Annotated in this window: 23 protein-coding genes; 8 read left to right on the top strand and 15 right to left on the bottom strand. The window is 68.3% G+C overall.

The features are described from left to right. Positions 1 to 283 precede the first annotated feature (283 nt). The 4 genes from EDF39_RS08395 to EDF39_RS08380 all read right to left on the bottom strand — a co-directional run bounded on the left by EDF39_RS08395 (position 284) and on the right by EDF39_RS08380 (position 4,655). Complete coding sequence (locus tag EDF39_RS08395) at positions 284 to 1,369, bottom strand: hypothetical protein (RefSeq protein ID WP_123942050.1); 1,086 nt, start codon at positions 1,367 to 1,369, stop codon at positions 284 to 286. Continuing rightward, positions 1,366 to 2,649, bottom strand: coding sequence for a sensor histidine kinase (locus tag EDF39_RS08390; protein ID WP_123942049.1), 1,284 nt, complete (start codon positions 2,647 to 2,649; stop codon positions 1,366 to 1,368). The genes EDF39_RS08395 and EDF39_RS08390 overlap by 4 nt, the downstream gene beginning before the upstream one ends. Continuing rightward, the gene (locus EDF39_RS08385) at positions 2,639 to 3,340 is read right to left on the bottom strand and encodes a response regulator transcription factor (RefSeq protein WP_055962098.1); all 702 of its coding nucleotides are present in this window, start codon (positions 3,338 to 3,340) and stop codon (positions 2,639 to 2,641) included. The genes EDF39_RS08390 and EDF39_RS08385 overlap by 11 nt, the downstream gene beginning before the upstream one ends. Before the next feature lie 85 nt (positions 3,341 to 3,425). Beyond that, positions 3,426 to 4,655, bottom strand: coding sequence for a class I SAM-dependent RNA methyltransferase (locus EDF39_RS08380; RefSeq protein WP_055959461.1), 1,230 nt, complete (start codon positions 4,653 to 4,655; stop codon positions 3,426 to 3,428). 38 nt (positions 4,656 to 4,693) lie between these two features. Between EDF39_RS08380 and EDF39_RS08375 the strand changes: the two genes are divergently transcribed. Both EDF39_RS08375 and EDF39_RS08370 read left to right on the top strand, forming a co-directional pair. Continuing rightward, positions 4,694 to 5,383, top strand: a complete 690-nt coding sequence (locus EDF39_RS08375; protein ID WP_123942047.1) for a nucleoside triphosphate pyrophosphatase — start codon at positions 4,694 to 4,696, stop codon at positions 5,381 to 5,383. Between the two features lie 105 nt (positions 5,384 to 5,488). Beyond that, positions 5,489 to 7,276 (top strand): biotin carboxylase N-terminal domain-containing protein, encoded by a 1,788-nt coding sequence (locus EDF39_RS08370; RefSeq protein ID WP_123942045.1) that lies wholly within the window; start codon positions 5,489 to 5,491, stop codon positions 7,274 to 7,276. A gap of 332 nt (positions 7,277 to 7,608) precedes the next feature. Here the strand turns inward: EDF39_RS08370 and EDF39_RS08365 are convergent, their stop codons facing one another. Next, the gene (locus EDF39_RS08365) at positions 7,609 to 8,496 is read right to left on the bottom strand and encodes a DUF559 domain-containing protein (protein ID WP_123942043.1); all 888 of its coding nucleotides are present in this window, start codon (positions 8,494 to 8,496) and stop codon (positions 7,609 to 7,611) included. A 188-nt stretch (positions 8,497 to 8,684) separates the two neighbouring features. Between EDF39_RS08365 and EDF39_RS08360 the strand changes: the two genes are divergently transcribed. Both EDF39_RS08360 and EDF39_RS08355 read left to right on the top strand, forming a co-directional pair. Next, complete coding sequence (locus tag EDF39_RS08360) at positions 8,685 to 9,539, top strand: purine-nucleoside phosphorylase (protein ID WP_123942041.1); 855 nt, start codon at positions 8,685 to 8,687, stop codon at positions 9,537 to 9,539. After that, on the top strand, positions 9,536 to 11,272 hold the full coding sequence (locus tag EDF39_RS08355; protein ID WP_123942039.1) for a phospho-sugar mutase: 1,737 nt from the start codon (positions 9,536 to 9,538) through the stop codon (positions 11,270 to 11,272). Before EDF39_RS08360 ends, EDF39_RS08355 begins: the two co-directional genes overlap by 4 nt. Positions 11,273 to 11,602: 330 nt before the next feature. On the opposite strand, the gene EDF39_RS08350 is transcribed toward EDF39_RS08355, so the two are convergent. The 10 genes from EDF39_RS08350 to EDF39_RS08305 all read right to left on the bottom strand — a co-directional run bounded on the left by EDF39_RS08350 (position 11,603) and on the right by EDF39_RS08305 (position 21,974). Then, on the bottom strand, positions 11,603 to 11,875 hold the full coding sequence (locus tag EDF39_RS08350; RefSeq protein WP_123942037.1) for a PTS sugar transporter subunit IIB: 273 nt from the start codon (positions 11,873 to 11,875) through the stop codon (positions 11,603 to 11,605). After that, a complete protein-coding gene (locus EDF39_RS08345) occupies positions 11,872 to 12,402 on the bottom strand; it encodes a PTS sugar transporter subunit IIA (RefSeq protein WP_123942035.1) in 531 nt (176 codons plus the stop codon). Before EDF39_RS08345 ends, EDF39_RS08350 begins: the two co-directional genes overlap by 4 nt. A 1-nt stretch (position 12,403) precedes the next feature. Then, the gene (locus tag EDF39_RS08340; protein WP_123942033.1) at positions 12,404 to 13,525 is read right to left on the bottom strand and encodes an adenosine deaminase; all 1,122 of its coding nucleotides are present in this window, start codon (positions 13,523 to 13,525) and stop codon (positions 12,404 to 12,406) included. 66 nt (positions 13,526 to 13,591) lie between these two features. Continuing rightward, positions 13,592 to 14,884, bottom strand: a complete 1,293-nt coding sequence (locus tag EDF39_RS08335; RefSeq protein ID WP_123942031.1) for a thymidine phosphorylase — start codon at positions 14,882 to 14,884, stop codon at positions 13,592 to 13,594. Beyond that, positions 14,881 to 15,351, bottom strand: a complete 471-nt coding sequence (locus tag EDF39_RS08330; protein WP_123942029.1) for a cytidine deaminase — start codon at positions 15,349 to 15,351, stop codon at positions 14,881 to 14,883. Before EDF39_RS08330 ends, EDF39_RS08335 begins: the two co-directional genes overlap by 4 nt. Continuing rightward, positions 15,348 to 16,637: an ABC transporter permease gene (locus EDF39_RS08325; RefSeq protein ID WP_123942027.1), complete on the bottom strand. Its 1,290-nt coding sequence runs from the start codon at positions 16,635 to 16,637 to the stop codon at positions 15,348 to 15,350. Before EDF39_RS08325 ends, EDF39_RS08330 begins: the two co-directional genes overlap by 4 nt. Beyond that, a complete protein-coding gene (locus EDF39_RS08320; RefSeq protein ID WP_123942025.1) occupies positions 16,634 to 17,947 on the bottom strand; it encodes an ABC transporter permease in 1,314 nt (437 codons plus the stop codon). Before EDF39_RS08320 ends, EDF39_RS08325 begins: the two co-directional genes overlap by 4 nt. Then, complete coding sequence (locus tag EDF39_RS08315) at positions 17,944 to 19,488, bottom strand: ABC transporter ATP-binding protein (RefSeq protein ID WP_123942023.1); 1,545 nt, start codon at positions 19,486 to 19,488, stop codon at positions 17,944 to 17,946. The genes EDF39_RS08320 and EDF39_RS08315 overlap by 4 nt, the downstream gene beginning before the upstream one ends. Before the next feature lie 86 nt (positions 19,489 to 19,574). Beyond that, the gene (locus EDF39_RS08310; protein WP_123942021.1) at positions 19,575 to 20,657 is read right to left on the bottom strand and encodes a BMP family protein; all 1,083 of its coding nucleotides are present in this window, start codon (positions 20,655 to 20,657) and stop codon (positions 19,575 to 19,577) included. 207 nt (positions 20,658 to 20,864) lie between these two features. Further along, positions 20,865 to 21,974: a mannose-1-phosphate guanylyltransferase gene (locus EDF39_RS08305; RefSeq protein ID WP_123942019.1), complete on the bottom strand. Its 1,110-nt coding sequence runs from the start codon at positions 21,972 to 21,974 to the stop codon at positions 20,865 to 20,867. Positions 21,975 to 22,117: 143 nt separating this feature from the next. On the opposite strand from EDF39_RS08305, the gene EDF39_RS08300 reads away from it, so the two are divergent. From EDF39_RS08300 to sdhA, 4 genes are all read left to right on the top strand, one after another. Then, the gene (locus EDF39_RS08300; RefSeq protein WP_123942017.1) at positions 22,118 to 23,290 is read left to right on the top strand and encodes a glycosyltransferase family 1 protein; all 1,173 of its coding nucleotides are present in this window, start codon (positions 22,118 to 22,120) and stop codon (positions 23,288 to 23,290) included. Between the two features lie 90 nt (positions 23,291 to 23,380). After that, the gene (sdhC, locus tag EDF39_RS08295) at positions 23,381 to 23,815 is read left to right on the top strand and encodes a succinate dehydrogenase, cytochrome b556 subunit (RefSeq protein ID WP_123942015.1); all 435 of its coding nucleotides are present in this window, start codon (positions 23,381 to 23,383) and stop codon (positions 23,813 to 23,815) included. Between the two features lie 7 nt (positions 23,816 to 23,822). Next, positions 23,823 to 24,272, top strand: a complete 450-nt coding sequence (locus EDF39_RS08290) for a succinate dehydrogenase hydrophobic membrane anchor subunit (RefSeq protein ID WP_123942013.1) — start codon at positions 23,823 to 23,825, stop codon at positions 24,270 to 24,272. Positions 24,273 to 24,293: 21 nt separating this feature from the next. Further along, the gene (gene sdhA / locus EDF39_RS08285; RefSeq protein WP_233573016.1) at positions 24,294 to 26,108 is read left to right on the top strand and encodes a succinate dehydrogenase flavoprotein subunit; all 1,815 of its coding nucleotides are present in this window, start codon (positions 24,294 to 24,296) and stop codon (positions 26,106 to 26,108) included. The last annotated feature ends 1 nt before the right edge of the window (position 26,109 follow it).

The raw sequence follows: 26,109 nt of genomic DNA, 5'->3' as shown, positions 1-26,109 counted from the left end.
TGTTTATCCCGTCGACGGTCCGCCTGCTGTCCCCCTAAATGACGACTTTTGCTCAGGAGACGCAGGGCGCAGTATTACTAGTGCCAAGGCGTTTCCTTTGAGAGACACCACCGGACATCGGCTCACTAGGGTAAGCGGGCCGATCTTCGTTCGGGGGCGAGTCAGGGCGTCATTCGGGTTGTCGCTCTGAATTCGGGAATACAGGAAGGGCCGGACTGGGTATCCGGCCCTTCTGCTTTTCCGCTGCGGCCTCGGCAGCTCCCGCTCCCGCTGTGTCGGCCTTCTACGCGTCGGCGCGCTCCACCTCGACCGACGACCGGCGGATCTGCAGCCACAGGCTCACTTCGTCTTCGTCGTCATCGTCTTCGTCGTCATCGCCGGCGTTCGAGGAGCCGAGAGCGCTCGATTCGAGGTCTTCGGAGCTCAGCCCGACCACCGTGACCGCGTACTCGCTCCCCGGAGCCACGGTGCGGATGATGAGGCGGTCGGCCGCCGCGTCTCGGATCGCCGACGCGAGCTCCGCATGGACGCGCGCCAGCTCGTCGTCTTCGACGTCGTCGATGCCGCCCTCGTCGAGCAGGCTGACGATCGTGCCTCGGCGTCGGGCAGCCATGACCTCGTGCCGGACATCGTCGGAGAGAAGCCTGCGCCCGCGGATCTCGTCGCGAATGGCGCCCTCGAGGTTGAGGCACTCCTGGCGTTCCTCGGGCGTCAGGTCGCCGCCGGTGGCCACGATGCGCTGGAGCATGGGCCTGGCGGTCCGGCCGGTCTGCAGGAGGCGGAACTGTCGCTCGTTGACGTGCGCCTCTTGAGCGGCCTGCCAATCGGCGGCCTCCTGCTCGGCGCGGATGAACTCGCGAGTGTCGCGACCCGCACGAGCGAGGGTGGCCTGCAGCGCGTGCGAGATGCCCACCCAGCTGACACTGCCGACGACGCCGAATGCGGCGAGATCGGAGAGGGTGCCGCTCCACACGACAGTGTGAACCGCGAGGAAAGCCACCCCCGCCCAGGCGAAACCGTGCCGGCGCCGGGTGGAGACGATCACCATGAGCGTGCCCACCGCAGCCACGTACCAGGTGGCGTAGCCGGTGCCACCCGGGTGGTTCGGATCGAGCTGCGAAGCGACGACCAGGGGCACGATCACAGCGACGGCGAGGCAGACGCTGGCCATCCACACGGGCATTGTGAGCCCCTGCTTCTTGACCGGGATGAGCGCGAGCGCCGTGGCGACGGCGTAGAGGGCCATGCAGACGATGACGGGCGCGGCGTTTCTCGGAATACCGAGCGAGACCGTCGCTAGAAGGAGGTGATAGACGGAGAAGACGGCAGCGAGGCCGATGGGGAGCCAGCGGGGCAGTTTGACGTTCACGAGGGCTCCTCGGGGCTGAGTGGTGCGGGTGCGGAGGGCGAAGCGGTCGACTGCTCGGAGTCGTCGGAGCGGGGCCAGGAAAGGCGAATGATCGTTCCTTCGCCCGCGGCGGTCTGAATAACGGCCGAGCCGCCGGCGTTCGCCAAACGCTCGGTGATCGAGACGCGCACCCCGAGCCGCTCACCGGGAACAGCCGCGGGGTTGAAGCCCGACCCGGTGTCGCCGACCTCGACGCAGACGCGCTCGGCGGTCCAGAGCAGGGAGACCCACCGAGAGACGCCGACCGTGCCCGCGTGCTGCACGCTGTTGACCACCGCCTGGACCGCCGCCGAGTACATGGCCTCGGCGGCCGCCGCCGGAATGGCGTGGTCGTCGAGCGCCTTCGACCGGACCTCGACCTCGGCCCCAAGGTTCGAGACGAGCACTTCGAGGCGCTCCCGCATCGAGGTGAGGCTCGTCGACGACTCGTCGAAGGGTGTCACGCTCGCGGCCGTCGTGAGGTGCGACATGGCGTTGCGAGCCATCGTCGTGGCCAGGGCTTTCTCATCGGGCGAGAACGACCGTGCCGCCGAGATAAAGGTCGTGAGCACGCTGTCGTGCACGATCGCGTCGACCTGGACGCGCTCCAGCTCGATCGCGTGCTCGCGAATGGCTCCTGAGTAGCGGCTGACGGCCATGTTCTGCGCCCGGTCGACCGAGACGGAGGCCTGCCGCAGGAGCGTGATGAGAATGAGCACGGCGCCGCCGAGAATGATCGAGTAGATCGAATCGATGGCTGCCCAGAACGGCTTGAGGCCCCCGCCCGACGGCGTGAGCTCGACCAGCCCGTAGACGAGCGGTGTGAGCAGCAGATAGACCGTCGCCACCCAGGGGGTGAACGCGATGGCGGCAGCCGCCGTCGCGACCGTGATCAGGTAATAGAGCCACGGCGACTCGTCGAGCACCCGAGCCGGATCGTCGACCGCCAGCGGCCAGGTCAGCAGCGCGACCAGAAACGAGATGGCCAGGAACGCGGCGGCTGTCTCGAGGCCCCGCATCGAGACGCTGGTGATGCCGACGGCGACGATTCCACCGAGGAGGGCGATCGAGATGATCCATGCCCAGGCGGGCTGCATACTCGACTGCTGATCGAGCAGGTAGGGAATTGCGAGGGCCCCGTAGACGAGGCCGAGAGCGGCGAGGAGGCGCGCGAAGATCTTGTCGAGCAGCGGACCGCTGATCGGGTTGCGGGTCGACCTCGGCCGGAAGGTCGGTGCGGAGGAGGCTCCGTCAGCGGCCATCTCCGCCATCCGCATCGAGGCCGGGCAAAATGCCGTCCTCGACCGCGCGGCGAAGCAGGTCGACCTTGGTCGGCGCGGGGCGCCCGACCTCGACGTACTTCACACGGATCCGGTCGAGGTATTCACGGGCGGTCGAGTAGCCGATGCCGAGCTGCTGAGCGGCGAGCTTGAGCGGCAGACCCGACGCGTACAGGTGGAGGATCTCGCGTTCGCGTCGCCCGAGCTGGGCCTTGGCGAAGTCGCGGTCGGCGTCGATTGCGCTGGCCCACTCGAGGTTGTTCAACACGTCACCGCGAGCGACGGTCGCGACCGCGGCCATCACGGTCTTCGTCGCGGACGACTTCGGAATGACGCCGGCTGCCCCGGCGGCGAGCGCCTCGCGGACGGACGCGACACGGTCGGCGATGCTGTGCACGAGGACGGCGGAGCCGGTGGCCTGCACGCGCTTGACGTTCTCGGTAACGGTCGAGCCGTCGCCGAGCGACAGGTCGAGCACCACGACGTCGACCTCGCGGCCCGCGAGGTTGTCGACGAACTCCTGCACGCCCGCAGCGGTGAGGATGACGTCGAAGCCCTCGTTCTGGCAGGCCGCCTGGATACCCAGCCGCACCGACTCGTGGTCGTCGACGATGGCGACGCGCACCGGGGCCGTGGTTTTCGGAGTACCGGATGCAGTCGGTTCGGGCAAGATTTCGGGCACGAGAATCCTTCGTTCGATGGGCGCTCGGTCCCTGATACCGAGCGTCACACTCGGATTCTATCGGGATGGGTGTCGCTCACCGGGTCAGGCGCACCACGGTTTCAAGGTGGTGCGTGTGGGGGAACAGGTCGAAGGCACGAATGCCGTCGAGGTGGTAACCACCCTCCTGGAAGAGGGCGATGTCTCGCGCCAGGGCGACGGGGTCACAGGCGACGTAGACGACCTGAGCGGGACTCGCTGAGGTTATCCGGCCCACGACATCCTTCCCAGCCCCCGATCGGGGCGGGTCGAGCACGACGGTCGCCTGACGCAACCGCTCGCGGTCGCCCTGGTTCGCGGTCGAGGTGAGCTCTCGGATCCAGCGCTCCACCCGACCGGTGACGGCCGATGCACCGATCCACTCCTGCAGATTTTCGGCCGCGTGGTCGGTGGCTCGCGAGTCGCTCTCGACGCTTGTGATGCGAAGAGCCTGGCCGAATCGATCGCCGACCGCCGCGGCGAGAAGGCCGACCCCGCCGTAGAGGTCGAGGTTCATCGCTCGAGGATCCATCAGAGCCGGGTCGATCAGATCTTGTACCGCCGCGGTAAGGGTCTGGGCGGCCCCGTGGTGCACCTGCCAGAACCCCCCGTCGTCGAGCCGGAACTCGCGCTCGCCGACGCGCTCCACCACGGTGGTGCGCGCCTGCTTGCCGATGATCAGACGGGCCCCGCCCTCGCTCGGCGAGAGCACGTCGACGTGCTCCTCCCCCACGAAGCGCTGCTCGAGGGGCGCGGCCTCTTCGACGGCCGCGGTGGCGAGCGGCAGATCGTCGACGGCGATGACGGTGTGGGAGCGCTGCGCGTACGGCCCCGGGCGGCCGGACTCGTCGACGTGGAGCCGCACGCGGGTGCGCCAGCGGGTTCCGCCGACCTCGTCGTCGCCCGGAACGCCCTCGACGACGACGTCGGAGTCGATGCCCGCCATGCGCGAGAGTGCGTCGGTCAGCACCTGACGCTTCAGTTCGCGCTGGTGGGCGAGGGCGATGTGCCCGAACTCGGCCCCGCCGGCACGCTGCGATGGGTCGCGATCGACCGAGGCGGCGCCCCAGACGTGCTCCTGGCGGTGCGGCGAAGCGTCGAGCACCTCGACGGTGTCGGCTCGCCAGAACGACTTCTTGCGGTCTTCGGTGATGCGCGCGCGCACCCGCTCGCCCGGGATCGCATCGGTCACGAAGACGACCCGACCGTCGAGGCGCGCGACGGAGATTCCGCCGTGTGCGATTCCGGTCACGTCGAGCTCGACGTCTTTTCCAAGCATTTCACCCATGGAGCAAGTCTGGCGTATCGGTCTGACACTCTTGACGCATGCCCGTGCGCCTCTATCTCGCCAGCACCTCGCCCGCCCGCCTTGCCCTGCTGCGGGCTGCCGGAATCGAACCCCTCCTCATCTCGCCCGGCGTCGACGAAGACGAGGCGGTGGCGCACGAGGAGGCCACCCTCGGCCGGCCGCTGACCGCCGTCGAGACGGTCTCACTCCTGGCCCGCGCGAAAGCGGAGGCGGTGATCGGGGCGCAGGTCGACGGCGCCGATATCGACGGATTCATCCTCGGCGGCGACTCGGCGTTCGAGATCGAGGGCGCCGTCTACGGCAAGCCGCACGACCCTCTCGTCGCAACCGACCGCTGGCGCCAGATGGCCCGCGTCGGCCGGGGCACTCTCCATTCCGGGCATCACCTCATCGACCACCGCGGCGGGCGCCCGCACGCTGGCCACTCCGCCGCCGCAGCGGCCCACCTCACCTTCGCCGACGACCTCTCCGACTCCGAGATCGCCCACTACATCGCGTCCGGAGAGCCGCTCGAGGTCGCCGGCGCATTCACGATCGACGGCCTGGCCTCGGCGTTCATCACCGACATCGAGGGCACGCCGAGCGCGGTCGTCGGCCTGTCGATCCCGGTGCTGCGAAAGCTCCTCCGCGACCACTTCGGCATCGAGTGGCCCGAGCTGTGGAACGCCGTTCAGGGTGGTCTGAGCGGCGCCGCCGCCGGATCCTGAGGTCTCCGGTCGTCACAAAATTGTAGGATCCGGCCCGTCCGCAATCGGGCTTTTTGTGCGGGGCGACCAAAGGAGCGACCTCCCGGGGCCGTAGGCTTGGGATTTATGCCGCGAATTACCAAGGTGCTCATTGCCAACCGTGGAGAGATCGCAGTCCGGGTCATCCGCGCCGCGCGAGACAGCTCCATCGCGTCCGTCGCGGTCTACGCCGACCAAGACCGAGACGCCCTCCACGCCCGCCTCGCCGACGAGGCCTACTCGCTCGACGGCACCACGAGTGCCGACACGTACCTGGTCATCGACAAGATCCTGTCGATCGCCCGCCGCTCGGGGGCCGACGCCGTCCACCCGGGCTACGGGTTCCTGGCCGAGAACGCCGACTTCGCCCGAGCCGTCACTGACGCCGGCCTCGTGTGGATCGGCCCGTCGCCCGACGCGATCGAGAAGCTCGGCGACAAGGTCTCGGCGCGTCACATCGCTGAGAAGGTCGGAGCGCCGCTCGCCCCCGGCACCCTCAACCCCGTCACCGGCTCCGACGAGGTGCTCGACTTCGTCGACACCCACGGCCTTCCCGTTGCGATCAAGGCGGCCTTCGGCGGCGGCGGTCGCGGCCTCAAGGTCGCTCGCACCCGCGAAGAGATCCCTGAGCTGTACGACTCGGCCGTGCGCGAGGCCGTCGCCGCCTTCGGTCGCGGCGAGTGCTTCGTCGAGAAATACCTCGACAAGCCCCGCCACGTCGAGACCCAGTGCCTCGCCGATGCCGAGGGCAACGTCGTCGTCGTCTCGACCCGCGACTGCTCGCTCCAGCGTCGTCACCAGAAGCTGGTCGAAGAGGCACCCGCGCCGTTCCTCTCCCCTGACCAGCTCACTGCGCTGTACACCGCCTCGAAGGCGATCTTGCGCGAGGTCGGCTACGTCGGCGCCGGTACCTGCGAGTTCTTGATCGGCCAAGACGGCACCGTCTCGTTCCTCGAGGTCAACACGCGCCTCCAGGTCGAGCACCCCGTCTCGGAGGAGGTCACCGGCATCGACCTGGTGCGCGAGCAGTTCCGTCTCGCCGAGGGCGGCACGCTCGACTACGCCGACCCCGAGCCGCGCGGCCACTCCTTCGAGTTCCGCATCAACGGCGAAGACGCCGGTCGCGGCTTCATGCCCGCACCCGGCCCGGTGCACGTCTTCAAGGCACCCAGCGGCCCCGGCGTTCGCGTCGACTCTGGCGTGCAGGCGGGCGATGAGATCTCCGGATCGTTCGACTCGCTGCTCGCCAAGCTCATCGTGACGGGTTCGTCGCGCGAAGACGCCCTCGAGCGCTCGCGCCGCGCTCTCGCCGAGTTCGAGGTCGCCGGTCTCCCCACCGTGCTGCCGTTCCACCGCGTGATCGTCGACGACCCCGCGTTCGCGCCCGAGCCCGGCACGCCGTTCTCGATCTACACCCGCTGGATCGAAACCGAATTCGACAACACCATCGAGCCGTGGTCGGGTGGGGCCTCCGCGCCCTCCGTCGCCGCGGCCCGCTCCACCGTCGTGGTCGAGGTCGGTGGCAAGCGCATCGAGGTGACGCTCCCCGCGACTCTCGGCTCGCGCTCCGGTGCCGCCGGCGCCGGTGCCTCCGCTCCGGCCCCGCGTGGATCGCGCTCGGGTCGCAGTGCCGGCCGCAACGCCGGCTCGGCTGCTACCGGCAACGCGGTCGTTGCTCCGATGCAGGCCACCGTCGTGAAGCTCGCCGTCACCGAAGGCCAGTCCGTCGTCAAGGGCGACCTCGTGCTCGTGCTCGAGGCCATGAAGATGGAGCAGCCCGTCGCGGCCCACCGCGATGGCGTCATCACGGGCATCGATGCAGCCGTCGGCACCACCGTGTCGGCGGGGCACGTGCTGCTGTCGATCGGCGACTAGCTGGGCTAGCTGCCTGCTTGGCTCCTTTCGCGTGTGCGGCGTGCGCTCATGTCAGCACTCACTGTTGTGTGCTCTGCCTACCTGCCGCCGATCGCGTTGCTTGCCTGAATTCACACGGCGCACTCTTGAATTCAACGCTTCGCTCCTGAATTCAGGTGCGTCGTCTCCCCACTCAGGAGTGGGGACGCGCTGAGCGTATTACGCAGGAGTCGGCCCCTTGGACGCTCCTGATTGCAGGCGCCAGGATCCTCCACTCCTGAATTCAGGCCACCGACCGCGCTCGCCCACACCTGAATTCAGGCTCGGGCGTCTGGAACGAGCCGACCCGTCACTCACAGCCGCGCTCGAGCCACCGTCGCCAACACGGTGCCCTGCACCCACTGCCAGCGATCGCGCACCTGGTCGGCGCTGAACCGCAGCGGGATCCAGCCGCGCGAGACAGCCACGGCGTCGCGCCGCCGATCCTCGTCGAACTGCGCTTTCGACCTGTGGAACTCGAATCCATCGACTTCAATGAGCACGGCCGTACCGACGACGCGAAAGTCGACGGTCCCCACGAACGGGATGTCGGCCTGCGCCTCGAGTTCGACGCCCTGGGCCGTCAGCCTCTGCCGTGTGATCGACTCGACTCCTGATCCCATGCCGGGCCGACTCGCCCTGACGAGGGCTTCCAGGCGCGGGATGCCGTCGGCGAGTCGCTGCAATGCGACCTCGCCGACACCACGAAGCGAGCGCACCGTGTCGAGGCATGCGACCGCCGTCTCTGTGTCATGCCAGCGCATCACCTGCGCCACCGCACGGGGCAGGCCGACCCGCCAGCACTGGTCGGCGTCGCGATGATCGTCGTCCCAGTGCAGGAGGACCGGCCGGTGCCATCGATCGTCCACGAGGCAGGTGCCCGGGTGACGGCCCAAGGGAACGGAGACAGTGCGGAGTCTGCTCGCATTCGGCAGCACGCTGACGTGGACGGGCTCACTCCAACCGCCCCAGAGCCCGTGAGAATCGGTGGCACTCAACCCCGACAGCCGACCTCCGACCCGAACCGCAGTCAGGGCCACGGCGGGAGTCTCCGGTACGGCGTAGAAACCCCGCCGGACGCGAAGAAGTGTCTGAGTCGCCACCGCCTGCTGAAGATCTCGCGGGCTCGCCCCCGCTTCGAGTAGCAGCTTGGCCGGAACGAGGCCGCCAAGTCGGCGGACTGTCGCTTGCACAGTGTCCATCCCACGAGGGTGGCGGGTCGGCAGCGGCCGGGGCGCGGGCGGCGGCGATCTGTGCAGAGGTGGGGCCGGATCCTTGTCTGTGGAGACGAAGACGCAGGATCCGGCAGAGGCCGCCCGGATCCTGCGCTCCCGCGCCACCCTGTGGAGAGTGCCCCCGACCGCCCTCCGTCGCCCCTAGAGTTGTTCGCATGTCTTCGACCTCCAGCCCCTCACTCGGCAGCCCCGCGAACCCCCTCGACGATCCGTCGACCGACCCGTTCGAGGTCGCAGCCACGGCCGCCGCCGAGATTGCGGAGGCCACCGGCGTGGCAAGTCACGACATCGCACTCACGCTCGGGAGCGGATGGGGTCGCGCCGCCGAGCTGATCGGCGAGACCGTGGCCGAGATTCCCGCGACCGAGATCACTGGTTTCGGTGCCTCGGCCGTCGTCGGCCACTCCGGGTCGCTGCGCAGCATCCGCCTGGCCGATGGCCGTCATGCGCTGATCATCGGTGCGCGCACGCACTACTACGAAGGCCACGGCGTGCGACGCGTCGTCCACAGCGTGCGCACCGCCGCCGCGACAGGCGCGAAGATCATGGTTCTGACCAACGGGGCCGGGGGCATCCGCGAGACCTGGAAGCCCGGGCAGCCCGTGCTCATCAGCGACCACATCAACCTCACGGCCGACTCGCCGCTCGAGGGTGCCACGTTCATCGACCTCACCGACCTCTACTCGAAGCGACTCCGAGACGTGGCACGCTCAGTTGACCCCAGCCTCGACGAAGGCGTGTACACGCAGTTCCGAGGCCCGCACTACGAGACGCCGGCCGAGGTGCAGATGGCCAAGGCAATCGGAGGCCACATCGTCGGCATGTCCACGAGCCTCGAGGCCATCGCAGCACGCCAGGCCGGCATGGAGATCCTCGGCTTCTCGCTGATCACCAACCTCGCGGCCGGCATCCAGAAGACGCCCCTCGCCCACGAAGAGGTACTCCAGGCCGGCAAAGACGCCGAGGGTGCGATCAGCCAGCTGCTTGCGCGGGTGGTGGCGGCACTGTGAGCGACGCGAATACTCTTCGCGCCGCCGCATCAGCCTGGTTGGCACAAGACCCCGACGCCGAGACGCGCGCCGAGCTGTCTGAGTTGCTCGCTCGGTTCGACGGCGACGATGCCGAAGTGGCTGCGGAAGCCCACGCCGACCTGGCCGACAGGTTTGATGGCCGGCTCGAGTTCGGCACGGCAGGCCTGCGAGGCGAACTCGGAGCCGGCTCCAAGCGGATGAACCGCGTGCTCGTCGCTCAGGCCGCCGCCGGGTTTGCTGCGTTCCTCGTCGACCGGGCAGCGTCGGATGCCACTTCTGCCTCCCCCAGCATCGTGATCGGCTACGACGGCCGCACCAACAGCGACGTCTTCGCCCGCGATACCGCCGAGATCATGACCGCCGCCGGCGTGCGCGCGACCCTCCTCCCGCGGGCACTCCCCACCCCCGTGCTGGCCTTCGCCGTGCGCCACCTCGACGTCTCAGCCGGCGTGATGGTCACCGCCAGCCACAACCCGCCGCGCGACAATGGCTACAAGGTCTACCTCGGCGGCGCCGATCAGGGCTCGCAGATCGTCAGCCCCGTCGACGCCGAGATCGCCTCCGCAATCGAGCGGGCAGCCACCGGCTCCGTGCTCGACCTGCCTCGTTCCGACGAATACGTGATCGCCGGCGACGACATCGTCGCCGACTACGTCAGGCTCACCGCAGCCGTCGCCGGGCGCTCGGCTTCGCTTGCCGTGGCTGCTGCAGCGCCTCGAGTCGTCTACACGGCGATGCACGGCGTGGGGTGGGAGGTGGCTCGCCGCACGATCGCCACCGCGGGCTTCCCCGAGCCCATTCCCGTCGCCGAGCAGGTCGCACCCGATGCGGCCTTCCCCACGGTCGCCTTCCCGAACCCCGAAGAGCCCGGCGCTCTCGACCTCTCGTACGCCACCGCCGATCGTGTCGAGGCCGACCTGATCCTCGCCAACGACCCCGACGCCGATCGGCTTGCCGTCGCCATCCCCGACCCGTTCGGCGACGGCTGGCGTCGTCTCACCGGCAACGAGGTCGGAGCGATCCTGGGGTGGCGTGCGGCCGAACGCGCCAAGTCAGCGGGTGATTCGACCGGTGCGCTGGCGGCGTCGATCGTCTCCTCCCCCGCTCTTCGCACAGTCGCCGCCGCATACGGCCTCGAGTCAGTCGATACCCTGACGGGCTTCAAATGGGTCTCGCGCGTCGACGGGCTCATCTACGGTTACGAAGAGGCCCTCGGTTACCTCGTCGATCCAGCCAAGGTCCGTGACAAAGACGGCATCTCGGCGGCACTCGACATCCTCGCTCTCGCGACGGAGCTGCACGCCTCCGGGTCGAGTCTCGCGGAGCATCTCGGCGCCTTCGACGCCACCTTCGGCGCATTCGCGTCGTCCCAGGTGTCGTTGCGCGTCAGCGACCTCGCCGAGATCCCCCGCATCACCTCTGCGCTCCGAGCCGCGCCCCCGACGACGATCGGCGGGTATCCGGTCGACCGGCTCGACGACTTCGCCCACGGTTTCGAGCAGTTCCCGCCCGGCGACATCCTCCGCTTCTGGCTGGCAGGCGACGAGTCACACGACGGGTCGCGCGTCATCGTGCGTCCGAGCGGCACCGAACCCAAGCTCAAGGTCTACATCGACGCGTGGAGCACGGCGGGTGATGCGGCCGAGCGTCGCGCCGCGGCCGACTCCGTGGTCGCCGCCCTCGACTCCGGGGTGCGCGAGCTGCTGCGCTGATCGCGGGCGCGGTCTCGGGCGCGGCGGCGGGCGCGGGCGCGGTCGCCTGGATCAGCGACCCGACGCGGTTCGGCCAAACTGACGCGGCGCGCCACCTCGCTTTGGCCGAACCGCGTCGCTTTGCCACGCAACCCCGCGACCTGACGTGAATTGGCCAACCTCGCGCGCCGCGGCGCTGGCACGTTGGCCGATTCGCGTCACCTCACCGGGCGAGAGGCCGAGGCACGGCACCCCGCGTCGCCGCACCCCGCAGAGCAGCACTGAACCCCGAAGCGGAGCACCCCGCACCCCGAAGCGGAGCACCCCGCGGCGCACAGCAGAAGGCCGGGCTCAGCCCAGAGCGCGCTCCAGCTTCTCGGTGAGCTCGGCGAGGTCGAAGTGGTTGACGATCACGATCACGTCGGCGAAGGTCGGCCCGATCGCGTCGACGAACTCAGCCGACGTCAGGATCACCTGCGCGTCGTCGGCGACAGACCGAACGCTTGCCAGGTCGGCCGCGACGACGTCGGCCTCGATGTCGAGCTTGGCGAGCACGCGCTCGGCATTGACCTTCAGGATTCCGCTGGACCCGATGCCGACACCGCAGATCGTGACGATCTTCACGAGCCACCCTCAGAAGGCGAACCCGAAGCAGAACCACCCGAAGAGGAGCCCGGAGCAGAGCCACCCGAAGACGAACCAGACCCCGCACCAACACCCATGATCGCCCGTACATCGTCGGCCCGGGTCGCGTCGGCGAGGGCGCCGATCCGGCTCTGGTCGTTGAAGACGTTGGCGATGTCGGCGATGAGGTCGAGGTGGCCGCCGACCGATTCGACCGCGAGGCCGACGATAACGCGCACCGGGTCGTTGTGCGGGTGCCCGAACGAGACCGGCGAGGCCAGGGTGACGACGGCGAGGCCGTCGCTGATCACCTGATCGTCGGGGCGGGCGTGCGCGAGGGCGAGGCCGGGGGCGATCACGACGTATGGGCCGTGCTCGTCGATCATGCGGATCATCTCATCGGAATAGCCCGGACGCGCGGCCCCGGACGACGTGAGAGCGGCCCCGGCGACCGCGACGGCGGAACGCCAGTCGGGCGCGAGCGACCCGAGCACGATGGCCTCGTCGGGAAGCGGGGGCAGCGCCATCTCAGGCCTGCTCGAACCCGGCGACGATGCGGTCGGCCAGGTCGTCGCGATCTTCGAGTGAGAGGAACGACGCTGCGGACGCGTTGAGCTGGAACGCCTGGAGGTCGCTGAGGTCGTAGTCGAAGGCCTGCGACAGCAACGACAGCTCGCGGCTGAGGCTCGTGGCGCTCATCAGGCGGTTGTCGACGTTGACGGTGACCCGGAAGCCCAGCTGGTAGAGCAGGCCGAACGGGTGGTCGTACAGCTCGGTGCCCCACTGGGCGATGGCCCCGGTCTGGAGGTTCGACGACGGCGACAGCTCGAGGGCGATCTCGCGGTCGCGCACCCAGGCGGCGATCGGGCCGAGGCCGACGGTCGTGTGGTCGCTCTCGCGGCCGAGCACGCTGATGTCTTCGGCGAGGCGCACGCCGTGACCGAGGCGGAGGGTGCGTCCGTCGAAGAGGGCGCTCTTGATGCTGTCGAGCCCGTCGGCCTCGCCGGCGTGAACCGTGACGGGGAAGAACTCGCGCGCCAGGAGGTCGAACGCGGCCTGGTGGGCCGACGGCGGGAAGCCGAGCTCGGCGCCGGCAATGTCGAAGCCGATCACGCCGTTCTCTCGGTGGCGGAGGGCCAGCTCGGCGATCTCGAGCGACCGGTCGGCGTGGCGCATCGCGGTGACCAGCTGGCCGATGGTGATCTCGTGACCGCGCTCGGCGAGGTCGGTGATCGCGTCGTCGATACCGGCCTGGACCGCTTCGACCGTCTCGTCGAGGGTGAGGCCCTCGCGTAGGTGCTGCTCGGGCGCCCAGCGGATCTCACCGTGGATGACGCCGTCGGCGGCCAGATCGAGCACGAACTCGTGCGCGACCCGTCGGAGGTTGGCGGCCGTCTGCATCACGGCGAGCGTGACGTCGAAGGTCTTCAGGTATTCGACGAGCGAGCCCGAGTCGGACTGCGTCTGGAACCACGATTCGAGACCGGCGGCATCGTCGACCGGCAGGGTGATGCCGGCCTGAGAGGCGAGCTCGACGATCGTCGCGGGCCGAAGCCCGCCATCGAGGTGGTCGTGCAGGCTGACCTTGGGGAGGGCGGCGATGCTCGGCCCTCCGTTGGGCAGACGGTATTCCTGGTCCGGTGCGCTCATACGCACCACCGTACTAGTGCTCGGAGGCGACACTCTGAACGGCGACCACAAGCGAGGTAGACGAATCTAGGAGATTCGCTCCACGACGAGAGAACGAGCGGCGGGAGCCGAGGATCCGATGCCCCACGCTCCCTCGACCGACGCCAGGGCGCGCTCGAACCGCGATGCCTCGTCGGTGTGCAGGGTGAAGAGCGGCTGCCCCTCCTCCACGCGGTCACCCGGCTTCGCGTGCAGTTCGATGCCGGCCGTCGCCATCACCGGATCCTGCTTGCGAGCACGGCCGGCTCCGAGGCGCCAGGCCGCGATGCCGAAGGGCAGCGCCTCCTGCTTGTCGAGGAAACCCGAGCGGGGCGCCGTGACGACGTGGGTTTCTCGAGCGACCGGCAGAGCGGCGTCGGGGTCGCCGCCCTGCGCCTCGATCATGCGGCGCCAGCTGTCCATTGCGCGACCGTCGTCGAGGGCGGCCTCTACATCGGCGTCGGGCTGGCCGGCAGCGGTCAGCATCTCGCGGGCGAGGGCGACCGTGAGCTCGCGGATATCGGCGGGACCGCCTCCGGCGAGAGTCTCGACCGACTCGCGCACCTCGAGGGCGTTGCCGATGGTCAGTCCGAGGGGAATGCTCATGTCGGTCAGGAGGGCCGACGTCGTGACTCCGGCGTCGGTGCCGAGGTCGACCATCGTGCGGGCGAGGAGGCGCGACTGGTCGATGTCTTGGATGAACGCACCCGAGCCGAACTTCACGTCGAGCACCAGGGCGGAGGTGCCCTCGGCGATCTTCTTCGACATGATCGACGAGGCGATGAGCGGGATGGCCTCGACCGTGCCGGTGATGTCACGGAGGGCGTACAGCTTTTTGTCGGCGGGGGCCAGGCCGGATCCTGCGGCACAGATCACGGCGCCGACATCTTTCAGGATCTCGAACATGCGCTCGTTCGAGACGTCGGCCTGCCAGCCGGGAATCGACTCGAGCTTGTCGAGGGTTCCGCCGGTGTGGCCGAGCCCGCGGCCCGAGAGCTGCGGCACGGCGACGCCGAACGACGCCACGAGCGGGGCCAGCGGCAGGGTGATCTTGTCACCCACTCCGCCGGTCGAGTGCTTGTCGACGGTCGTCTTGCCGAGCGTCTGGAACGACATGGTCTCGCCCGAGGCGATCATCGCGAGCGTCATATCGCGGATCTCGGCGCGCTCCATGCCGTTCAGGAAGATGGCCATGATCAGAGCGGCCATCTGCTCGTCGGCCACGTAACCGCGCGTGTAGGCGTCGATCAGCCATTGGATCTCGGGCGTCGACAGGGATTCCTTGGAGCGCTTGGTACGGATCAGGTCGACGACGTCGAAGGGTTCTACGGAGGTGGTCATGAGCGGCCTTTCTGCGAGGCCTCGTAGGCCTCGAGCTGACGGGGCCCGAACGCGTCCGGGATCACCTCGTCGATTGTCTTGAATCCCGAGACGGTGTCGAGCACCATTCCCTCGGCAGAGTGTTCGTAGAGCAGCTGGCGGCAGCGACCGCAGGGCATCAGCACGCCGCCGTTGCCGTCGACGCAGGCGAAGGCGACGAGGTGCCCACCACCGCCCATGACGAGGTCGGAGACGAGCGAGCACTCGGCGCAGAGCGTCAGCCCGTACGAGGCGTTCTCGACGTTGCAGCCCGACACGATGCGGCCGGTGTCGGTGAGAGCGGCAGCCCCCACCGGGAACTTCGAGTACGGCACGTAGGCGCGCTCCATCGCGGCCCGGGCCGTCTCGCGCAGGAGGTTCCAGTCGACCCCGACCGGAGAACCGGATCGGAGCGAAGGATCCGGCTGCGCAGCATCTGTCTCGGTCATGACTTGATGTACGCCTTTCCCGAAGCCGCAGGCCCGCGTGACTGACCCACGAGGCCAGCGACGGCCAGGATCGTGACGACGTACGGAAGCATCAGCATGAACTCGCTGGGCACGGGCGAGCCGACCGAACTGAGCACGTTCTGCAGGTTGCTGGCGAATCCGAAGAGCAGGGCTGCGAGGGTCGCTCGGATGGGATCCCAGCGGCCGAAGATGACCGCGGCGAGGGCGATGTAGCCGGCGCCCGCCGTCATCGACTTCTGGAATTCGCCCAGGTCGCCGAGCGTGAAGAACGCGCCGCCGAGGCCGGCGATGGCGCCGGCGAGAGTCACGTTCCAGAAACGGGTGGCGTTGACCCGGATGCCGACGGTGTCGGCGGCCTGCGGGTGTTCGCCGACGGCGCGGAGGCGAAGGCCCCAGCGGGTCTTGAAGAGGCCGAAGAAGACGCCCGCGACCGCGATGTACATCAGGTAGACGATCACGTTCTGCTGGAAGAGCAGCGGCCCGATCAGCGGGATGGTGCTGAGCCCCGGGATGTCGAGCTTCGGGAATCGCAGACCCTGGTTGAGGTCGGGCGTGTTCGTGAGCACCTCCGAGTAGAGGAAGCTCGTGAGGCCCGTGACGAAGACGTTCAGAACGACGCCGACGATAACCTGGTCGACCAGGTAGCGGATGCTGAACACCGCGAGCACCATCGAGACGAGGGCACCGGCGATCATGGCGCTGATCAGACCGACCCAGAGCGATCCCGTGATGCTGGCGACGACGGCCGAGACGAACGCACCGCCGAGCAGCTGGCCCTCGATGGCGACGTTGACGACGCCGACCCGCTCCGACACGACGCCACCGAGGGCGCCGAAGATCAGCGGGGTCGAGAGGCCCAGCGAGCCGACCAGGAGGCCCGGCACGAGGATCGACTGACCGGCGCCGGCCCAGGCGAGGAAAGCGACGAAGAACAGCACGCCGAAGACCGCGATGAGCCAGAGCGGCACCCGCTGGTACCGCGAGACGCGGTAGGCCGCGATCAGGGCGATGAGGGCCAGCACGATCGTGACGACGATGCCCGCTCCGAACGACGGAAGCACCGCGTTGGGGAGCTTGACGAAGTCGGTCGACGTCGAGAGGCGGAACGTCGAGTCGCCGTCGCGGTGGCCGACGACGAAGAGCAGGAGCGCCACGACGACGAAGATGCCGAGCGCGATCGGGGCCTTCCACGAGCGGGTACGGGCGACGGCCAGGCCGGGGATATCTCCGGCGGGGATGGCGGTGTCGGGGGCGAGAGTGCTCATTTGGTCACCACGGCGGTCTTGGAGGACGAGGTCTTACGGGCGCGGGGCGGTGTGCCGGTGCCGGGCTGCCGGATCCTGAAGATCGTTCGCACCAGCGGGGGCGCAGCAACGAACAGCACGATCAGCGACTGGACGACGAGCACGATGTCGATCGGAACGCCGTTGGCCGCCTGCATGGCATAGCCACCGGCCTTCAGGGCACCGAACAGGATGCCTGCACCGAAAACACCCCACGGGCGCGAGCGTCCGAGGAGGGCGACGGTGATCGCGTCGAAGCCGATGCCGGCGTCGATTCCCGACGAGAAACCGGTGGTCAGCGTGCCCAGTACCTGGGTGGCGCCGGCGATGCCGACGAGGGCGCCCGAGAGCACCATCGCGTAGATGTAGACGTTCTTGACGTTGATGCCCGAGGTGCGCGCCGCGTGCGGGTTCTCGCCGACCGCGCGGAAGCGGAAGCCGAGGCTCGAGCGGTTCAGCAGCCAGGAGCAGAAGATCGTCGCGGCAATCACCAGGATGAAGCCGAGGTTGAGGTTGTAATTCGGGCCGAGGATCTTCGGCAGGATCGCCGACGGCAGCGTCGCGGGCGACTGCGGGTTGGCCGAGCCGGGAATCTGGAGGAGGCCCGGGGTGCGTAGCATGAACGACAGCAGGTAGAGAGCGATGTAGTTGAGCATGATCGTGAGGATCACCTCGTGGGCACCCGTGCGGGCCTTCAAGAACCCGACGATGAAGCCCCAGAACGCGCCCCCGGCGATACCGGCGAGAATCGCCAGCGGCAGGTGGATGCCGATCGGCAGGTCGAACGAGAAGCCGACCCAGCCTGCCGCGGCGGCACCGGCGAGGATCTGCCCCTGGCCGCCGATGTTGAAGAGCCCGGCACGGAACGAGAGCGCGACACCGAGACCGGCGACGATCAGTGGCATCGCGTAGTTCAGCGTCTCGGTGAACGGGCGGATACCCGCCGCGAACCCGTAGGCGCTGAAGTCGATGATCGACCCCTGGAAGATCGACACGTACGCGACCGAGATCGACTTCCACGCGGCTCCGAAGAAGTCGCTCGGGCGGGCGAAGAGGTAGCCCGCCGTCTCTTGCACGTTGGGGTCGGTGGCGGCGATCAGGATCCCGGAGATCACCAGGGCGAGCACGACGGCCAGCACCGAGATCATCGCGTTCGACGAGACGATGTCGCGAAGGATCCTGGCGGTGCGGTCGTCAGGCTCGTCGCGGTTCGGCGCCGGGTTTCCGGCAGCGGCGGGTGCGGCTTCGACCAGCCCGGTCTCCCCGGGCGGGGTGGGTGTCGTCTCGGTCATGCGACCGGCTCCGTTTCGTGGGTCGTGGGCGGGACGAGCTCGGGCGGCGTCTCGCCGGCCATCATGAGCCCGAGCACGTCGCGCGGGGTGTCGGCGGGGACGATGCCGATGATCGTGCCGCGGTACATGACGGCGATGCGGTCGGCGAGCGCGACGACCTCGTCGAGCTCGGTGGACACGACGATGACGGGCACGCCCGAGTCGCGGGTCTCGACGATGCGCTTGTGCACGAATTCGATCGAGCCGACGTCGATGCCTCGCGTCGGCTGGGCCGCCACGAACAGGCGCAGGTCGCGCGAGAGCTCGCGGGCGAGCACGACCTTCTGCTGGTTTCCGCCGGAGAGTCGGCCGACCGGGGTCGCGATGCCCTGGCTGCGGATGTCGAACTCGCGCACCTTCTCGGTCGCGAACGCAGCGAGGTCGACCATTTTGAGCCAGCCCCGTTTGACGAACGGGCCGGAGTAGGTGCGGTCGAGCATGAGGTTCTCGGCGATGGTGAACTGACCGACGAGACCGTCTTCGGTGCGGTCCTCGGGCACGAAGCCGACACCGGCGTCGAGCACCTTGCGCACGCTCAGGCCCTGGATCTGCTTGCCGTCGAGAGTGACCGACCCCTCGACGCGCTCCTGGAGTCCGAGGAGGGCCTCCGTCAGCTCGGTCTGCCCGTTGCCCTGCACACCCGCGATGGCGAGCACCTCGCCGCGCTTGACCTCGAACGAGACACCGTCGACGACGACCTGGCCGATCGCGTCGATTACCCGGAGGTCGTCGACCACGAGCGCTGTGTCGCCGATCTGCGGCGGGTTCTTCTGCACGGTCAGCTCGACCGACCGACCGACCATCAGCGAGGCCAGCTCCGCGTTCGACGCGGTGGGCGAGGCTTCGCCGACGACCTTGCCGAGGCGGATGACGGTGATGCGGTCGGCGACCTCGCGCACCTCGCGCAGCTTGTGCGTGATGAACACGATGCCGGTGCCCGCGTCGCGGAGCTGCCGCATGATGACCATCAGCTCATCGGTCTCTTGCGGGGTGAGCACGGCGGTGGGCTCGTCGAACACGAGCACCTTGGCGTCGCGCGAGAGCGCCTTGATGATCTCGACACGCTGCTGCACGCCGACGGGCAGTTCTTCGACCAGGGCGTCGGGGTCGATGTCGAAGCCGAAGCGCCGTGAGATCTCGCGCACCTTCGCGCGGGCGCCCGGCAGGTCGAGGCGGCCGCCGAAGGTGGTCTCCTCGTGGCCGAGCATGACGTTCTCGGCGACGGTGAAGACGGGCACGAGCATGAAGTGCTGGTGCACCATGCCGATACCGGCCGCCATGGCGTCGCCGGGGCCGTCGAAGTGCTGGACGACGTCGTCGAGCAAAATGTCGCCCTCTTCAGCCTGGTAGAGGCCGTAGAGCACGTTCATGAGGGTGGATTTACCGGCGCCGTTCTCACCGAGGAGAGCGTGGATCTCACCCGCCTCGACAGTGAGGCTGATGTGATCGTTCGCGGTGAGGGCGCCGAAGCGCTTGGTGATGCCCTGGAGTTCGAGCTTCATGGTGGTTCTCCCTGGATCGGGGGCAGGGGGCGGAGCAGAGCGGAGGGCCCGAAGTGACGATAGTCGCTCCGGGCCCTCCTGAGGTGCTACTTCTCGGTGGCCTTCGACTCGACGGGGATCGAACCGTCGATGATGCCGGCCTTGATCTTGTCGAGCTCGCCCTGCAGGGTCGAGGGGACCTTGTCTGCGTAGTCGTGGAACGGCGCCAGTCCGACACCGTCGTTCGCGAGGGTTCCGACGTAGGCCTTGTTCGAGAACTTGCCCTCCGCGGCCGCGGTGACGACGTCGTTGGTGGCGGGCTTGATGCCCTTCTCCACGCTGGTGAGGAACAGCGACTTGTTGGCGGGGTCGGTCTCGTAGGTGTCGGAGTCGACACCGATCAGGACGGTACCGTTGTCAGCGTCTTTCACGGCCTGTGCGGCGCTCTGGTAGATCGGGCCACCGACGGGCATGATGACGTCGGCGTCCTGGTCGAGGAGGTTCTGAGCGGCCTGCTTGGCGGAGGTTCCGGCCTCGAAGCCACCGGTGAAGACGCCCTTCTGGCTGTCGACGTTCCAGCCGACGACCTTGACGTTCTTGTTCTTCTGCTCGTTGTAGTACTTCACACCGTCGGCGAAGCCGTCCATGAAGATGGTGACGGTCGGGATCTGGAGACCGCCCATGGTGCCGACGACGCCGCTCTTCGAGTAGGCAGCAGCCGCATAGCCACCGAGGAACGCGGCCTCGGAGGTGTTGAACGTGATCGCCTGGACGTTCTTGCCCGTGTTCGACGAGTCGTCGATGGTGGCGAAGTCCACGTTCGGGTTCGCCGCAGCGGCCGTCTTCGTCGCGTCGGCGAGAAGGAATCCGACGGTGATGATCAGGTTGCACTTCGAGTTGACGAGGCTGGTGATGTTCGAGTTGAACACGGTCTCGTCGGCCGACTCGACGTGCTTCTCGTCGGAGCCGAGCGTCTTCGCCGCCTCCTGGAGACCCTCGAGGCCGAGCTGGTTGAACGACTTGTCGTTGAACCCGCCCGAGTCGGAGACCATGCACGGCAGGTAGCTCGACTTCGCGCCACTGCTGGCAGTTCCGGTTGCTTCGGGTGCGGAGCCGCAGCCGGCGAGGATCGCCGTCGAGCCCACGATGGCGAGGCCGGTGAGTACGGCCTTCCGCGCTGAGATTGTCAAAGTGTCCTCCCAGACAGTCATTCTCAAGAATCGGCCCAGCATCGGGTGCTGAGCACTATGTCTGGCAGGTTACCCAAAGTGACGCGGTGTATTGACCACGGTCGACCCGGTTGACTCAAGCGTTACCGACTCGCGACCAACGCGAAACAGCGCCGATATCTGCGATGTGCTAGCGATTCCCGGTGCCGCTCGCTTCGGCCGGGCAGCTCAGAGGACGTCGTTGCGCCCCGAGAGCTTGAGCGCGTCGACGACGCTTTTCACCCTCTGCGCGTTGGCGCTCGTCGTGACAAGCAGGGCATCCGGGGTGTCGACCACGACGATGTCGGTGACGCCGATCAGTGAGATGAGACGGTCGCCCTGGCTGACGACGATGCCCGACGACGAGTCGGCGAGCACGCGCGCGTTCTCGCCAAGGATCGCGAGATCGGAGGCGCGCCCCTTCGAGTGCAGCTTGGCGATCGAGGCGAAGTCGCCCACGTCGTCCCAGTCGAAGTCGCCCGGGATCACCGCGAGGCGCCCCTGCGCGGCAGCGGGCTCGGCGACCGTGTAGTCGATGGCGATCTTCTCGAGGTTCGGCCAGATCTGGTCGACCACGGCGCCCCTGGCCGGGGTGTCCCAGGCGTCGGCCAGTTCGAGCAGCCCGGCGAGCAGCTCGGGGCGCGTCTCGCCGAGCTGTTCGAGGAGGCGGTCGGCGCGCGAGATGAACATGCCGCCGTTCCAGAGGTAGTTGCCGTCGGCGAGGTAGGCCTCGGCGGTCTCGAACTCGGGCTTCTCGACGAACGAGGTGACGGCGGCGGCGTGCGGCGCCCCCTCGATCTCGAGGGGTTCGCCCCGGTGGATGTACCCGAATCCGACCGCGGGCTCGGTGGGCGTGATGCCGATGGTGGCGATGTAGCCCGCGTCGGCGGCCGCGATGGCCTCCTTCACGGCACGGACGAAACCGCGCTGGTCGGCGATGACGTGGTCGGCCGCGAACGAGCCGATGATCACATCGGGCTCGCGCTTCACCAGAATGGCGGCGGCGAGACCGATCGCCGCGGTCGAGTCTTTGGGCTCCGACTCGAGCACCACGTTGTGATCGTGGAGGTCGGGCAGCTGCGCTTCGACGGCGGCCCGGTGCGAGCGACCGGTGACCACCATGATCCGCTGATCGCCGTTGAGCGGCGCCAAGCGATCCCATGTGCCCCGGAGCAGCGTCGATCCGCTGCCGGTGAGGTCGTGCAAGAACTTGGGGGCGTCGGCCCGGCTGAGCGGCCAGAGGCGCGAGCCGATCCCGCCGGCCGGGATGATGCTGTAGAAGCGGTCGAGTGCTGTCATGGCCACACCCTATCGGCGAGCCGCCGAGGATCCGCGAGAAGCCCCCTGACCCGGCCCCTCTTGCGCTACCCGCCGTTCACAGCACCGCCACTCCCCCGTCACGCCGGGCTTCTAGCCTCCAAGCAGCAACCGAGGGGAACAGATTGCGCGTAGCCATCGTCACCGAGAGCTTCCTGCCGACCTTGAACGGGGTCACCACGAGCGTGTGCCGGGTGCTGGAGCACCTGCGTGACCGCGGCCACGAGGCGATGGTGATCGCCCCGGCCGGGCGCGGGCCCGATCGCTTCGCCGGTTTTCCCGTGCACCGCATGCCGGCGGTGGGCTACCGCCAGTTTCCGGTCGGCATCCCCGGCCCCCAGCTGAGCGCCCTCCTCGCCGGCTTCGATCCCGACGTCGTGCACGCCGCGTCGCCCCTCGTGCTCGGCGCCCAGGCGATCACCGCGGCAGCCCGCCTCGGTGTGCCGAGCGTGGCCATCTTCCAGACCGATATGGCCAAGTACGCCGGCCGCAACGGCTTCGGCGCCGCCGGAACCGCTCTCGTCTGGAAGCTGATCCGCCGCGTGCACCAGGGGGCGACCCTCACGCTCGTGCCGTCGCAGGCGTCGCGCCGCGACCTCGAGCGGATCGGCGTCGAATCGCTCGCCACGTGGGGGCGAGGGGTCGACTCGGCCCTCTACCACCCGAACCGGCGTCTCGACGCGAGCACTCGGATCCTGCGCTCGTCGTTCGGCGGCGACGACCGGGTCGTCGTCGGCTACGTGGGACGTCTGGCACCCGAGAAGGAGCTCGAGCGGCTCACGGCGCTGCGCAGGATCCGAGACATCCGGCTGGTCGTCGTCGGTGACGGTCCGAGCCGGGGTGCCCTCGCTCGCAAGCTCGCGCCGCTCGACCCGATGTTCACGGGCGCCCTCCGCGGAGAGGAGCTCGCTACGGCGTACGCGGCGTTCGACGTCTTCGTGCACACGGGCACGACCGAGACCTTCGGCCAGACGCTGCAGGAGGCGCACGCTTCGGGTCTGCCGGTCGTCGCCCCCGCCGCCGGAGGGCCGCTCGACCTGGTGCGCCACGGCGTCGACGGCTACCTCTTCGACCCACGGCACGAGCACTCGCTCCGCCGCGCCGTGCTGTCTCTCGTCGAGTCGCCCGAGCAGCGGGCCCGTCTCGGCGAGGCCGGCCGTCGCGCCGTCGTCGCGCGCACCTGGACGGCCCTCGGCGACGAGCTCATCGAGCACTACGAGACGGCACGCTCGACCTTCGTCACCGGTGTAGGAAGGCCGGCCGCCCGGCGTCCCGGCATTCTCTCGGTATCGAGATAAGTGGAAGGGCCCCGTCCGGGCCGCTCTCGGCTGATGCCTAGGATGGAATAGTTTCTTACGGACACACCCCGACCAGTTGGAGGGTTGCTCATGGCCGAGCAGACAGGGGTCCTTACCGGATCCCCCGCACCGAAGATCCCTGCACCCCGACCTGGCCGGGTGCAGGGAACGCTCTACCGCGGTCGTGAAGGCATGTGGTCGTGGGTGCTCCACCGCATCACCGGTGTGTCGATCTACTTCTTCCTCCTGGTGCACATTCTCGACACCGCTCTCGTACGGGTCAGCCCCGCGGCCTACAACGCCGTGATCGGCACCTACAAGACGCCCATCATGGGGCTCGGCGAGACGGCTCTCGTCGCCGCGATCGGCTTCCACGCCCTCAACGGGCTGCGCATCATCCTCATCGACTTCTGGGGCAACGGCACGAAGCACCAGAGGTTGATGTTCTGGATCGTGATCGCGCTGTGGATCATCCTCCTCATCGGCTTCGTTCCCCGCCAGCTCATGAACGTCTTCTCGGAGTGATGCACTGATGACCATCGAGACCATCGAAGCTCCTCGCTCGGCGCGGGTATCGAAGCGCAGCACCAACTTCGAGAAGTGGGGCTGGCTGTACATGCGCGGCAGCGGCGTGTTGCTCGTCGTGCTGATCTTCGCCCACCTCTTCACCAACCTGATCGCGGGCGAGGGCGGCGTCAAGGCCATCGACTTCGGCTTCGTCGCCGGAAAGTGGGCCAACCCGTTCTGGAAGGTCTGGGACACCCTCTTGCTGTGGCTCGCCCTGATCCACGGCTCGAACGGCATCCGCACGATCGTGAACGACTACGTGGGCAACCAGCGCCTCCGCAAGATCATCGTGTTGGCCCTCCTCATCTCCAGCGTCGTCCTGCTGGTCCTCGGCACGCTCGTCGTGTGGACCTTCAGCCCCTGCCCCGCCGGCGCACTTCCGAGCGACCTCCCGTCATTCTGCCCGGCCCAGTAATCCCACTCTCGTAAGGCTCTCGTGTCAGACATCCCCGACTCCTCCACCGCCCCGACACGCACCGTCGACGGCATCCACTACCACCAGCACGACATCGTCATCGTCGGTGCCGGTGGTGCCGGAATGCGCGCCGCCATCCAGGCCGGTGCCGGTGCGTCGACCGCCGTGATCTCGAAGCTGTACCCGACCCGCTCGCACACCGGCGCGGCTCAGGGCGGCATGGCCGCGGCTCTCGCCAACGTCGAAGACGACAACTGGGAGTGGCACACCTTCGACACCGTCAAGGGCGGCGACTACCTCGTCGACCAAGACGCCGCCGAGATCCTCGCCAAAGAGGCGATCACCGCTGTGCTCGAGCTCGAGAACATGGGGCTGCCGTTCAACCGCACCCCCGAGGGCAAGATCGACCAGCGCCGCTTCGGTGGCCACACGTCCGAGCACGGCAAGGCACCCGTGCGTCGCGCCTGCTACGCGGCCGACCGCACCGGCCACATGATCCTGCAGACGCTCTTCCAGAACTGTGTCAAGCTGGGCATCAACTTCTTCAACGAGTTCTACGTGCTCGACCTGATCATGACCGAGGTCGACGGTGAGAAGCGCCCCGCGGGCGTCGTCGCCTACGAGCTCTCGACCGGCGAGCTGCACGTGTTCCAGGGCAAGGCCGTCATCTTCGCGACGGGCGGCTTCGGCAAGATCTACAAGACGACCTCGAACGCGCACACGCTCACCGGCGACGGCGTCGGCATCATCTGGCGCAAGGGCCTCCCGCTCGAAGACATGGAGTTCTTCCAGTTCCACCCCACCGGCCTCGCGGGCCTCGGCATCCTCCTCTCAGAGGCGGCCCGCGGCGAGGGCGCCATCCTCCGCAACAGCGAGGGCGAACGCTTCATGGAGCGCTACGCCCCCACGATCAAAGACCTGGCGCCCCGCGACATCATCGCCAGGTGCATGCGCACGGAGATCCGCGAGGGTCGCGGCGCCGGCCCCAACAAAGACTATTTGTACCTCGACATCACCCACCTCTCTCCCGAGGTGATCGATGCCAAGCTGCCCGACATCACCGAGTTCGCGCGCACCTACCTCGGCGTCGAGCCGTACACCGAGCCCGTTCCAGTGCTCCCGACGGCTCACTACGCGATGGGTGGCATCCCCACCAACGTCAAAGCCGAGGTGCTCGCCGACAACACCACGGTCGTGCCCGGCCTGTACGCCGCCGGCGAGTGCGCCTGCGTCAGCGTGCACGGCTCCAACCGCCTCGGCACCAACTCGCTGCTCGACATCAACGTCTTCGGCAAGCGCGCCGGTGACAACGCCGTCGAGTACGTCAAGACCGCCGACTTCGTGCCGCTCCCCGACGACGCAGCCGACTTCGTGAAGGGCCTCATCGATCAGGTGCGCGGAGCGACCGGCACTGAGCGGATCGCAACACTCCGCAAAGAGCTTCAAGACTCGATGGACGACAACGCCCAGGTGTTCCGCACCGAAGAGACGCTGACCGCCGTGACCGAGAAGATCGAGGAGCTGCGCGAGCGGTTCTTGAACATCTCGGTGCAAGACAAGGGCAAGCGTTTCAACACCGACCTGCTCGAGGCGATCGAGCTCGGCTTCCTGCTCGACCTCGCCGAGGTCGTCGTCTACTCGGCGCTGTCCCGCCAGGAGAGCCGCGGCGGTCACTTCCGCGAAGACTTCCCGAAGCGCGACGACGAGAAGTGGCTCGTGCACACGATGGCCTACCTCACGGGCGACGCGCACTCCGCTGACGCCGGCGACCACATCAAACTCGACACGAAGCCGGTCGTCATCACGAACTACCAGCCGATGGAACGGAAGTACTGAC

Source organism: Frondihabitans sp. PhB161, from assembly GCF_003814635.1.
In the GTDB taxonomy this organism is placed as follows: domain Bacteria; phylum Actinomycetota; class Actinomycetes; order Actinomycetales; family Microbacteriaceae; genus Frondihabitans.
Note: the sequence above shows the minus strand (reverse complement) of the source record. Positions and strands in the feature narration are given on the sequence as shown.